This window comes from Breznakia pachnodae, from assembly GCF_030814225.1.
Taxonomy (GTDB): Bacteria; Bacillota_I; Bacilli_A; order Erysipelotrichales; family Erysipelotrichaceae; genus Breznakia; species Breznakia pachnodae.
The window spans coordinates 176,702-189,116 of the sequence record NZ_JAUSUR010000007.1; the positions used below are offsets into that span (position 1 = coordinate 176,702).

The following is a 12,415-nucleotide window of genomic DNA, read 5'->3' on the forward strand; positions in this document are numbered from 1 at the left end:
AGCCAAATTCAAAATGGAACTTGGCTTCATAATTGAATTATCGTTGTCCAGCGTCGTAAATCTTTCCAGCTGCCTTTGGACCAACCGAACGTTTCGCAAATAGAATCAATGCGATAATCGTTAGTACATAAGGGATACTGTAGAAAAATTCTGTTGGTAATCCTGATAGTCCAGGAATGTTTCCAGAGTATGATGAAATGATTTCTGAGAAACCAAAGAATACTCCAGTAAACAGACAGCCAAGCGGATGCCATTTTCCAAATACCAAACATCCAAGTGCAATAAATCCAACACCATGAATTACACTGGCACTAAATTGAATATTTGTAGTCAGAACCATAATCCCACCAGCTAGACCACCTAAGAAACCAGAAGTTAAAACACCGATATAACGCATTTTAGCCACATTAATTCCCATAGACGCACTTGCTTGTGGAAATTCTCCACATGAGCGCAGACGTAATCCAAAACGTGTCTTATACATTAAGAAGTATGTGATCAACACAAGCGCTACCGCAATAAAGAACGTTGGATACGTATTATTAAAGAACATTGGTCCTAAGATCGGAATGTCCTTTAATATCGGAACTGATATCTTCGCAATATTTGTTGGGAAGTTTGGTGTTCTTTGTCCATCAAATATTAATTGACATAAGTAAATTGCAATCCCTGTAGATAACATATTTAGTGCTACCCCAGAAATTGTCTGGTCTGCTTTCAGGTTAATCGAAACAAATGCATGGATTGCTGAATATGCACACCCAACGATTGCCCCTACAAGAACTCCAATCCATGGAGTGAAATTACCAAATGTATCACTTAGTAAAATCGTTGCCGTTGCCGTTGCAAATGCACCAACCAACATAATACCTTCTAACGCAATGTTAATAACTCCACTACGTTCAGAGAATAAACCACCAAGTGCCGCAATAACAATCGGCGTTGCCATAATTAAAGCCGCGGGAAACATCTGTAGAAATAAATTCATGCTTTTACTCCCCCTTCCACTTTATCATTCTCTATTTTATTACCATCGCCTTCTATTTTATCCGGCTTTTTCTTTTTCTTACCAAACTTACTAAGCAATAGTACAATACCATATTGCATAGCTACAAACAGTACAATACCTGCAGAAATAATTTGGTTAATTTCTTTTGGGACACCTGCTGCTTGCATTAATGGAGCCATTACATTAAGTAGACCAAACAATAGTCCAGCTAACATAATTCCAATCGCATTAAATGCACCAACAAAGGCTACAGCAATTCCATCGAATCCATAGTTTTCAAAGGCTCCGATAACTCTACCCATATTAAATGTTCCAAGTGATATAACCGCACCAGCCAGACCTGCAAGAGCTCCGGCAATCATCATTGAATAGATGACATTACGTTTCGTTTTCATTCCTGCATATTGTGCAGCATCTTCATTGAATCCTGTTGCTCGCAAGCTAAATCCAAATGATGTTTTATTTAAAATAAACCAATATGCGAATATAGCTAATCCAACAATTAAGATTCCCCAATTCAGACGAGAATTGTTTGTAATTGAACTTAAGAAATCACTTGATAATGAAGCTGATTCAGGTATGATTACAGTCTTTGAAATACTAGATCCTGGTAATGACTTCAAAATAAAGTTTGAGAAGTACATTCCAAAGTAATTCAACATAATACATACTACAACCTCATTGATCTTGTAACGGCTTTTTAGAAACCCTGGAATTAATCCCCAGATAGCCCCAGCAAGTGCTCCAGCAACTACACAGGCAATTGCGTGAATAACACCAGGTAATGGAACTAAAATAGCGACACAAATACTTGCACAGGCTCCAACCATTACTTGTCCTTCTGCTCCAATATTAAACATTCCTGTACGATAAGCAAATGCTACCGATAATCCTGTTAATATGATTGGCAGAGAAGATACGATAAACTCACCCGTATTACGTAAGTTGAAATTACCAAAATTATCAAAGGTAAAACCAACCAATCCTCGTAACATAGCGTTAAATAAAACCATTGGACTATAACCAGAAATCACCAAGATGATAAGACCAAGAACAAGTCCCAATCCAACTGATATAAGTGATATTTTTATTGGTGAAAGGGTCTTTTTCATGATTCCTCTCCTTTCTTAGTTCCAGCCATATATAATCCAATATCTCTGAAATCTGTTTCTGAACGATCTAAGAAAGCAGTACATTCACCATCATGCATAACTGCAATTTTATCTGATAAATCTAAAATTTCATCTAAATCAAGTGAAACCAAAAGTACAGCAGTTCCTTTATCTCGTTCTTCAATTATACGTTTTTGAATATATTCAATGGCTCCTACATCCAACCCACGTGTTGGCTGTACAACCAATAATAGTTTAGGTTTACGTTCAATCTCTCTTGCGATGATTGCTTTTTGCTGATTTCCTCCAGACATACTGCGAGTTAAAGAATCTTTTCCTTCACCACTACGTACATCAAAAATCTCAATCAGACGATCTGCATGCTTATCAATCTCGTCTTTCTGTAAAATTCCACGTTTTGAGTATGGAGCATCACTGTAAGATTGCAACACTAAATTTTCTTTTAGTAGGAAATCCAATACTAGTCCATATTTATGACGATCCTCAGGAATATGTCCAACCCCTTTATCAAAGCGTTTCTTAATTGACATATTACTAATATCCTCACCATTCAGATTAATGCTTCCCTTATCGTTCTTCATCAATCCACATAATGCATATATTAATTCACTTTGTCCATTGCCATCAACCCCGGCAACACCCACGATTTCACCAGCACGAACCTGCAAAGAGAAATCTTTTACTTTACGATTTTTATCTTCATCACAGACATCAATATTCTTTACATCCAAAACAACTTCACCAGGATGTGCAGGACCCTTTTCAACATTAAAGTTAACATTACGTCCTACCATCATTTCTGCCATTTCTTCTTTTGTTGTATCTGCAACATTTACGGTTGCAATATACTTCCCACGACGTAGGATACTACATTCATCTGCAACTGCCTTAATCTCTTGAAGTTTATGAGTAATCAAAAGAATACTCTTCCCTTCTTTTACTAACTTCTTCATAATAGCGATCAAATCATCAATTTCCTGCGGTGTCAACACTGCTGTTGGCTCATCAAATATAAGAATCTCCGCATCACGATACAACATTTTTAAGATTTCCACCTTTTGCTGTGTACCTACTGAAATATCTGAAATTTTCGCATCTGGATCAACTTTAAATCCATATTGATCTGATAAATCTAAAATCTTCTTTTTAGCTGTTTTATAATCAATCATGTGGTTTTTCATTGGTTCTTGACCTAACACAATGTTTTCAGTAACCGTAAATGATTCCACAAGCTTAAAATGTTGATGTACCATTCCAATATGCAATTCAGTAGCTAAATTAGGATCCATATCCTCGATCAGTTTCCCTTTGACTTTAATTTCTCCAGAAGTTGGTTTATATAAACCAAATAAAATAGACATTAATGTCGATTTTCCAGCTCCATTCTCACCAAGTAAAGCATGAATAGATCCTTCCTTCAAACGAACGGTAACATCATCATTGGCCTTAATTCCAGGGAACTCTTTTGTAATGTTCAGCATTTCAACTGCATATTCCATTTTATTCTCCTTTTCCTATAAATGGGAGAAATGACTTTCTCCCATTATATATTACTTATTCAATTGTTACGTTCTATTAGTTAGTAGAACCGTTTGAAATTGTTGGAGTTTCTCCAACTTCGATATCTCCAGCTATAATATCTTCAATTGCTTTATCTAAAGCAGCTTTAATATCATCACTTAAGTTAGGATTTTCTTCTGGGTATCCTACACCTTCTTCTTTAAGTGTGTATGTAGTGATTCCAGCTTCAAATTTGTCATCCATAACTGCTTGAGCAGCATCGTAAGTTGCAACATCTACACGTTTTAATGCAGAAGTTAAGATTACTGATTTTTTATTTCCATCTTCATCAGCTTCACCATATTCACCAGTTTCGTATTGGTCTTTATCAACACCTACTACATAAACGATGTCTCCAGCTTCACTTCTAGTTTGAGCTTCTTTGATAACTCCATTACCTGCGTTTCCAGCAGCATGGAAGATAACTTTTACTCCAGCGTCATATTGTTTAGCAGCTAATGTTGTTGCTTTACCAGCATCATCATAACTTCCAACGTAGTCTACATGAATTTTAACATCAGGGTTAGCAGCAAGTGCTCCTTCTTCAAATCCAGCTTGGAAAGCTCCAATAACTTCACCTTCCATACCACCGATAAATCCAACATCATTAGATCCTAATTCTTTCGCTTCTAATGCAGCTGCAACTCCAGCTAAGTAAGAAGATTCGTTAGCAGCAAACAATGCACTTTCTACATTATCAGCTTCAACCACACCATCAATAATCAAGAATTTTGTGTCAGGATATTGTGATGCAACATCTGTCATAGCATCAACAAATAAATAACCAGCTGCGATTACGATATCATTCCCATCATCTGCCAATGTTGAAAGGTTAGTAGTGTAATCAGCTTCTGTTTTTGATTCTAGGAATGTATAACAACTTTTGTCTAATTTGTTGTCTTCAGCAAATTTTTCTACACCTTCCCAAGAACCTTGGTTGAATGAACGGTCATCAATACCACCCATGTCAGTAACAAATCCAATTTTGATCGGACATGTTTCATCTTTTGCGCTGTCATCTCCATCATCTGATGACCCACCACAACCAGTTAGAACTAGCATCAGGCAAGCCGCTACAGCAATAATACTAAATTTTTTCATCTTTACCTCCAGCTTTTCGCTTTTCTTTTGAAAAATTTCAATCTGTATACTTTATTTATACAATAATTATATCACTATGTCCGTTGTCTAAAACAACTTTTTTGAATTTTTCTGCATAATTTTCACTTACGCTTTCATTTCCAAAGTACTCTATACCAACTGAGCGAACTCCATATGGACGGAATCGAAGAAGTTTATATGGAATGCCATCATGTAAATGCTGGCTTACATAAGTAACTGTTGCTTCGTTTTGCGCATCTTGATTAGGAAGTAATACCGTTCTTACTTCCTCGAGTTTGTTTTTACTCTGCAAATAATCCAAATTCTTTTTGACTAATATATTATTGTATTGGCAAATTTCATAGTGAAAGTCTTCATCACTTGCTTTCACATCGAGCATGACTCCATCACTTATATCAAGTAACGCTTCATGCTTTTCAAAATCAACCGCACCATTACTGTCAATCAAACAAGTCAGACCTAACTTCTTTGCTTCTTCAAACAGTTCCAGCAGAAAGTCAGCATATAGCATACACTCTCCGCCACTGACGGTGATCCCCTCGATAAAAGCCAAATGTGGCTTTATATAATCGATAATATCCTGCACTGTCATTTCCTGTACTTTAGGAGACGATAGATGTGGACACACTTTAATACATGTATCACACTCCACACAGGCTTCTTTATTCCATATTACTTTTCCATCTACTTTAGATAAAGCATTTACTGGACACTTATCTACACATACTCCACAATGATTACATAAATGTATCGTTTCTGGGTTGTGACAATATAAGCAGGAAAACGGACACCCCTGAACAAATATCGCTGTTCGATTTCCTGGTCCATCAACATTTGAAAATGGAATAATTTTATTAACGAGTGCCTTTTTCATACACTCTTCTGCTTAGTGCTTTTCCTTTTTCTTCTGCACCTTTACCATATGCTGTTACCTGATTTAATGAGGCTTCGTTGTTGCGTAATCTTTCAATTTCACTACGTTTCACTAAATAACCAGTTACTCGAACAACATCATTATCAGCATTGTATCCAGTAAAGTAACGCATTCCACTTTTGAAAGCACCTTTGATAATATCTAATAATGCCTGTGGATTCTTATTCCATGTCTCATCAAATTTAAAGATATCTCCAATACCAGACACAAAGTGCTTATGCATTTTCGCTTCCAGTAACAAGTGGTCTCTTAAGTCAGGTTCGTTTCCAATTGGAATACGACATCCTGGTGAGTTATCAGTTCCATCGCTATCGATACCTACCTGCGCATGCATAACATAAGTATCGTTGCATCCTTCACAATACACACCATGGTGATCTTCCACCATGTCATGAATTGCATCAAGAATCTTAGAAGCTAACTCCTCTGCCTCCTTGCTGTGTCCATATCCTTTATTCTTATCAGTAATTCCTAATAACTTGTTGGTACACTCTGCCAAACCAACCACACCAAACATTCCAGTGAAGTTTTCTTGTTTCACAAAGCCTTCTTTCGCTAAGAAATTACTTTTAAAGAAACTTGATTCCTCTACAATATACGTAATTCGTTGATCCATATTCTTTAGTAATACTTCGACATAATGTGGAAGTATGTTATTAAGGAAGTCATCCTTATCTTTTGCTTGTAGGGCTGCGTAATATAAACGGATACGTGGCAATGTATATCCACCACCTGCAACTTTCAGTGCGTTATAGCAACTTACGATTGCATAATCTCCATTCATATCCTTTGAATACAATTCATCATTCGCAAAACTTGGTTTACTTGTTTCCAGCATACATTCTACACATTTGCGTGCAAACGCTTCACTTGTCTTTTCTGGATTATAAAGTAGTGTAAGGTTTGGAATAGCTAATTGCATTTCCTGTGTTAGTTCTAATACAATATGACCTACACGATTTTCTTCAGGTCCAATATTTGCATGGACAAATGAATCGGTAAGGGTTTTATCAATATGTTGTAAGAATAATTTCAATGCTTTTCTTGTCATTGCCTCATCTGTATCAAATGGTGCAAAAAGCGTTGAGAAGTTTCCTAAATATACAGGAAACGATGTAATACTTGGAACATGCTTATAGAAGATAAGCAGTGCATTCGTTGCTTCCCAAATATCTGTTGGTGGTTCAATCCCTAAGAATTCACACCCTTTTTTCATTAATAATTCATAGTCAGGAACAATATATCTTGGACGATAAGGCGCTAACCCTTCTCCTAAATCACATAACGCTCCATTTTCCAGTGCTTCCAGAAACTCTGGATCACGTGGCAATGAATCATCTTCACTCTCCGCAAGTCTTGCCAGTGTCAGGACTTGTTGTTGATAGGTTAAAGTTGGATCTTTAATGATCTCACTTACTTTGCTCATAAATAGCCTCCTCAAACTTATTTACGATATTTCACAATATCATCAAGCTTAGATACTCCAATAGTGCCTTCTGGCATTTTCAAATCAAAGTTATCCACAATTGTAGCACCAACATTTGCAAATGTATCAAATATTGGCAATCCTTGTCCTTCTTCCATATCCGTACTGTACGCTAAGAACGGTACCATTTCTTTTGTATGATCACTTCCTTCGTAAGTTGGATCATTCCCATGATCCGCAACTACGATTATCAAATCATCACTTTTTATCTCTTTTAATAACTGAGCCAGTAATACATCGAAACGTTCCAGTTCTTCACCATATCCTACCGGATTACGTCTGTGTCCCCATAGAGCATCAAAGTCTACCAGGTTTACAAAACATAAACCATGCCAATCCTTTTTCGCAATATCGATTGTCTGCTCCATCCCATGTACACTGCTCTTTGATTTATATGCCTCAGTGATTCCTTCACCATCAAAGATATCATTAATTTTTCCAACACTGATAACATCAAGACCTGCATCTTTTAATACATTTAATGCTGTCTTACCATAAGGTTTTAATGCATAGTCATGACGATTCGAAGTACGTACAAACTCACCCTTCTTACTTCCAGTATAAGGACGAGCAATTACTCTTCCTACTTTCCATTCTGGTTTCATTGTAAGTTCACGTGCAATCTCACAGTACTTATATAAATTATCCAAACCCATCGTTTCTTCATTACCACAAATTTGCAGTACTGAATCTGCTGATGTATATACAATCATATTTCCTGTTGCGATTTCCTCTTCACCAAACTCATCAAGAATTTCTGTACCACTCGCTGCCTTGTTTCCAATCACTTTGCGTCCAGTACGTTTTTCTAATTCATCAATTAGTTCTTTAGGGAATCCTGTTTCAGTAAAGGTCTGGAATGGTGTTTCAATATGCAACCCCATCATTTCCCAGTGACCAGTCATTGTATCTTTTCCAACACTAGCTTCTTTCATTCTTGTGTAAACTGCAATTGGTTTTTCTACTGCAGGTACTGATGCTAGTTTTGTCAGATTCGCAATTCCCATTTCTTGTAATGTAGGAATCTTGAAGTTTGGCATATGTTCACTAATATGACCTAAGGTATTTGCTCCTTTATCATATCCTTGTAGATCATCTGCTCCTGCTCCTAGTGAATCCACTACAATTGTAAATACTCGATTATACTTTTTCATATCTTATATGCCTCTATATTTTAATTGCACTTTCTAACGCAATTTCCATCATCTCATTAAACGAATTTTGTCTTTGCTCTGCTGTTGTAACCTCACTTGTTACAAGAGAATCAGAGATTGTTAATAAACAAGCTGCTTTTTTTCCTAAGATATTCGCATTGTGGAATAATGCAAAGCTTTCCATTTCCACACATACACATCCATGTTTACTGTAGAATTCTTCATGTCCATCTACATTTGATTCATGATAGAATACATCACTTGAATGAATACGATTCTCATGAACTGTTTTATTAATACTAGCTGCTGTTTCTTTTATTAATGTATTTAACTCTGCACTAGGTTTCATAACAGCACTTGCTTCACCACTTTGTGCTAATGCAAATGAAGACTCACTCCATGCATCATCAGCCAATACAATATCAAATAGTTTTAAATCTGCTGTATATGCTCCAGCACTACCGATACGAATAATTGCATCGATATCATAAAACTTAAATAACTCATATGAATAAATACCAATGCTTGGCATTCCCATTCCAGAACCCATTACCGAAATTCTTTTTCCTTTATAAGTTCCAGTGAATCCAAACATGTTACGTACATTATTAAACTGTGTAACATCTTCTAAATATGTCTCTGCTATATACTTTGCCCTCAGTGGATCACCAGGCATTAAAACTACTTTTGCAATATCCATTTCTTTTGCTTCAATATGTGGTGTTGCCATTATTAAAAACCTCCATTATTTTCTTTTCTTAAATATAACTTTTATACCCATTTTTATATTATCTTAGTGTATAATTAAAGAAAAGGTCAAGTGTCCTAAAGGAGTTAAAAATGTCATATATTTTAGACTATTGTAAGAAGCACCTACAAGAAGAGGATTATATTTTTATTTCTACCATATTTAAGAACTGCCCAGAGCACACGCAATCGCAGATGGAAATCATTAATTATGAAAAAAATCAGGCAATTATGGAAACCGGAGATGCCAACACTTATGTATATTTTTTACTAAAAGGTAAGGTTGCAATGGTAGATGAAAAAGTACCAAGTATTCCATTTACATTTGGTGAGTATAAAGCCATTGATGTACTAGGTGACTATGAGTTATTTTCAAACGTGTCTGGACGCTTCGTATCTTTACGTGCAAATACCCCATGCACTTGTATTCGCATTCAGTCTGGTGATTATATGAACTGGATCAAAGCAGATGTAAATGCTCTGTTTATTCGCGTTAATATGATTATGAGTGTATTAAGTAGAGAAACACAGTTTATGCGACAATTTATATTCTTAGATATGGAAACTAGAATCATTGTTTATTTCTATGAAGAATATTTAAAACGTGAAGTTCCTCGCTCAATTAGGATAAATGCAACTCGTGAAGAAATTGCAGGTAAAATGGCTTGCAGCATCCGTACTCTTAATAGATCATTACAGAAGATTGAAAAGAATGGTTTTATCACAAGATATCGTGGAAAGATTTATATTAGTATTGATCAATTTAAAAAAATAGAGTCATTCGTCACAAAAAATAATATCTCAATTGATAAACTTTTATGGGATGGCCAAATCTTAGTTAAATAGAAAAACACTTACAATCATTTCTTTGGTGACTGTAAGTGTTTTTCTATAGTTATAGTGTTTTTCTCATAACATATTTTTGATTAGTTTCATCATAAACTTCAAAACCACATTTCTTATATAAACCAAGTGGTCCCATGAAATCTTGAAAGAGTTCATTATATTCTTTATCTGGATATACTTCCACTATAGTAAACCCGTCTTTTTTAGCATCTTCGCAGACTTGATTTAATAATTGTGTTGCAATTCCTTTATTTCTCATATTAGGATCAATAGAAAAACAGAATATAGATTTAACTTTCACATTTGTAGCAGAATCCACAGAAGCTAAACATCCCTGCCAGCCTTCACAATGTAAACATTTAGATTTCTCATTTGCATTACACCAACCAACAACCTGATTATCTATATAAGCCAAATATCCTTGTGTTTTTCCTTTTCAACATTATCGATTGCATATCTTTTTCTATCTTCCGCAGTTGAAAAATCTTTTCCAGTATCATCCCCACTGTTCCATCCAACACAATAGCAACTGTTTTCTGGATTGTCATTTTCATGTGCGACATGCTCAAAGAAGTATAAGTAATCATCTAATAAACTAAATTTTAATTTTTTTATTTCTATTTTCATGTAGTTACTCCCAAACATTATATTGAATTTCGAAATTAATTTTTAGAAATCGCTTGTCTTATATCTAATTGTTACAATTAATACATTCTTTTTTTCCTCTACTACACGGTATACAATAACGTAATTCTTAATAAAAAATTGTCGATAACCTTTACCACCATAATTCCCAATTAACCGTTCCTCATAACGATTAGGCATAAAGTCTAATGTAAATATTGCTTTTTCTATTTCATTAATTAAGTTATCAGCTAAATCTTCTGCACCGATATGTATTGCAATATAGGTATATAGTTCATCTAAATCCCTATAAGCTTTTGGCATTATTTTTAGGGAATATTTATCCAAAGTGTTTCCTTCTTAAAGCAGCTAGAGCATCCTTTGCATCTAATAAATCTGCCTCTGTCGTATATTCCGCTTCTGCTTCAGCAATTGCCATATCCATGTATAGTGTATTCACTAGTTCCTCATATGCTTCAATACTCATAACAACTAAATCACCATATCCATTTTTAGTGATGAATATAGGCTCTTTCTTAGCATGGCAAATATCTGATATTTCATTTGTATTCCTTAAATCTGTAATAGGTCTAATATTAGGCATAATATAACCTCCTTTATTTGTACATAATTATAACATCTTTTTGTACATTTTACATTTTAAAAATAATAGAATATCAATAAAACCTCTTTAAGTAACTATCCTAATATCAAACCTCCTATTTTATGCTTATTAGTTTATTAACTTCTTCATCTTTTTATCCTAATTTTTCAAAAGAAAAAGAGCGTTATCCGCTCCTAACAAAATTTATATTATTCTTAATCATGTAGCATTGAATTCAAAACTTCTAATTCTTTTTCATCAAGATATCGCCAACACCCCTGATCTAAATAATCTACCTTAATATTCATAACTCTTATACGTTTCAACTTATCCACATGATAATTAAGAGCTGTACACATTCTTCTGATTTGACGATTCATCCCTTCCGTTATTATAAGAGAAAACGTATAATCATCTATCTGATTTACAATTGCTGGCTTTGTTTGTTGATAAGCATTGGTAACTGCATTATATATTGTTACACCATTTCTCATATTCTCGATAAAATCATTTGTGATTCTGTGATTAACTCTTACGATATATTCTTTTTCATGTTCATTAGAAGATCGTAGTATCTTATTCACAATATCACCATCATTCGTAAGTAAGATAAGTCCAGTTGTATCTTTATCTAAACGACCAATAGGAAAGATTGGGCTACCATAATTCATATAGGTAACAATATTACTTTTATCTTTTAAATCAGATGTACATGTAATTCCTTTAGGTTTATTTAGCACTATATAAACAAAGTTCTCTTGTTTATTTATAAGTTTTCCATCTACAGTAACTTTTTGTCCATCCTGTACTTTACTCCCCATTACCGCTAGTTCACCATCAATATAAACTAAACCTTGTTCGATTAATTTATCTGCTTCTCTTCTTGAACAATAACCAGAATTACTAATGTACTTATTTAGACGCACTGCATCTTTTGGCTCATGTTTAATTATTTGATTTGTTTCCTGTTTTTTCTTTCCTACTTGTTTTGCATATTTCATATGTAATTCCCTTCTATACGAGTATAATAAGCAATATATTGCGCTTTATCATATGATTTTTACTAAACATATTCTATTAGAATTAACTGTTTGTTACCACAATAAAGCTGGACTACTTTTTATTAGTTTAGTGTCCAGTTTATTTTATCTTATATTTGTCTTTTTTGATATACATAAATCAACTTATTTATTTTT

The 12,415-nt window shown here is 34.5% G+C and carries 14 protein-coding genes; 1 reads left to right on the forward strand and 13 read right to left on the reverse strand.

Features of this window, described 5'->3' with window-relative positions; genetic code table 11:
* Positions 1-37 precede the first annotated feature (37 nt).
* The 8 genes from J2S15_RS16925 to deoD form a co-directional block, all read right to left on the reverse strand.
* Positions 38-988 (reverse strand): ABC transporter permease, encoded by a 951-nt coding sequence (locus tag J2S15_RS16925; RefSeq protein WP_307410479.1) that lies wholly within the window; start codon positions 986-988, stop codon positions 38-40.
* On the reverse strand, positions 985-2,121 hold the full coding sequence (locus J2S15_RS16930; RefSeq protein WP_307410481.1) for an ABC transporter permease: 1,137 nt from the start codon (positions 2,119-2,121) through the stop codon (positions 985-987). Before J2S15_RS16930 ends, J2S15_RS16925 begins: the two co-directional genes overlap by 4 nt.
* Positions 2,118-3,641: an ABC transporter ATP-binding protein gene (locus tag J2S15_RS16935; RefSeq protein ID WP_307410484.1), complete on the reverse strand. Its 1,524-nt coding sequence runs from the start codon at positions 3,639-3,641 to the stop codon at positions 2,118-2,120. Before J2S15_RS16935 ends, J2S15_RS16930 begins: the two co-directional genes overlap by 4 nt.
* A 76-nt stretch (positions 3,642-3,717) precedes the next feature.
* Positions 3,718-4,803, reverse strand: a complete 1,086-nt coding sequence (locus J2S15_RS16940) for a BMP family lipoprotein (RefSeq protein WP_307410486.1) — start codon at positions 4,801-4,803, stop codon at positions 3,718-3,720.
* A 55-nt stretch (positions 4,804-4,858) separates the two neighbouring features.
* On the reverse strand, positions 4,859-5,698 hold the full coding sequence (locus tag J2S15_RS16945; RefSeq protein ID WP_307410489.1) for a YjjW family glycine radical enzyme activase: 840 nt from the start codon (positions 5,696-5,698) through the stop codon (positions 4,859-4,861).
* Positions 5,679-7,184, reverse strand: coding sequence for a YjjI family glycine radical enzyme (locus J2S15_RS16950; protein ID WP_307410492.1), 1,506 nt, complete (start codon positions 7,182-7,184; stop codon positions 5,679-5,681). Before J2S15_RS16950 ends, J2S15_RS16945 begins: the two co-directional genes overlap by 20 nt.
* A 17-nt stretch (positions 7,185-7,201) precedes the next feature.
* Positions 7,202-8,398, reverse strand: coding sequence for a phosphopentomutase (locus tag J2S15_RS16955; RefSeq protein ID WP_307410494.1), 1,197 nt, complete (start codon positions 8,396-8,398; stop codon positions 7,202-7,204).
* Positions 8,399-8,411: 13 nt separating this feature from the next.
* On the reverse strand, positions 8,412-9,128 hold the full coding sequence (gene deoD / locus J2S15_RS16960; protein WP_307410497.1) for a purine-nucleoside phosphorylase: 717 nt from the start codon (positions 9,126-9,128) through the stop codon (positions 8,412-8,414).
* Between the two features lie 110 nt (positions 9,129-9,238).
* On the opposite strand from deoD, the gene J2S15_RS16965 reads away from it, so the two are divergent.
* The gene (locus tag J2S15_RS16965) at positions 9,239-9,991 is read left to right on the forward strand and encodes a Crp/Fnr family transcriptional regulator (protein WP_307410500.1); all 753 of its coding nucleotides are present in this window, start codon (positions 9,239-9,241) and stop codon (positions 9,989-9,991) included.
* 49 nt (positions 9,992-10,040) lie between these two features.
* On the opposite strand, the gene J2S15_RS16970 is transcribed toward J2S15_RS16965, so the two are convergent.
* From J2S15_RS16970 to J2S15_RS16990, 5 genes are all read right to left on the reverse strand, one after another.
* Positions 10,041-10,406, reverse strand: a complete 366-nt coding sequence (locus tag J2S15_RS16970; protein ID WP_307410503.1) for a GNAT family N-acetyltransferase — start codon at positions 10,404-10,406, stop codon at positions 10,041-10,043.
* Positions 10,394-10,618, reverse strand: coding sequence for a hypothetical protein (locus tag J2S15_RS16975; RefSeq protein ID WP_307410506.1), 225 nt, complete (start codon positions 10,616-10,618; stop codon positions 10,394-10,396). The genes J2S15_RS16970 and J2S15_RS16975 overlap by 13 nt, the downstream gene beginning before the upstream one ends.
* 42 nt (positions 10,619-10,660) lie before the next feature.
* The gene (locus tag J2S15_RS16980; protein ID WP_307410509.1) at positions 10,661-10,963 is read right to left on the reverse strand and encodes a type II toxin-antitoxin system RelE/ParE family toxin; all 303 of its coding nucleotides are present in this window, start codon (positions 10,961-10,963) and stop codon (positions 10,661-10,663) included.
* Positions 10,956-11,219, reverse strand: coding sequence for a type II toxin-antitoxin system prevent-host-death family antitoxin (locus tag J2S15_RS16985; protein WP_307410512.1), 264 nt, complete (start codon positions 11,217-11,219; stop codon positions 10,956-10,958). The genes J2S15_RS16980 and J2S15_RS16985 overlap by 8 nt, the downstream gene beginning before the upstream one ends.
* A 215-nt stretch (positions 11,220-11,434) precedes the next feature.
* Positions 11,435-12,220, reverse strand: coding sequence for a pseudouridine synthase (locus J2S15_RS16990; RefSeq protein WP_307410514.1), 786 nt, complete (start codon positions 12,218-12,220; stop codon positions 11,435-11,437).
* Positions 12,221-12,415: the final 195 nt, after the last annotated feature.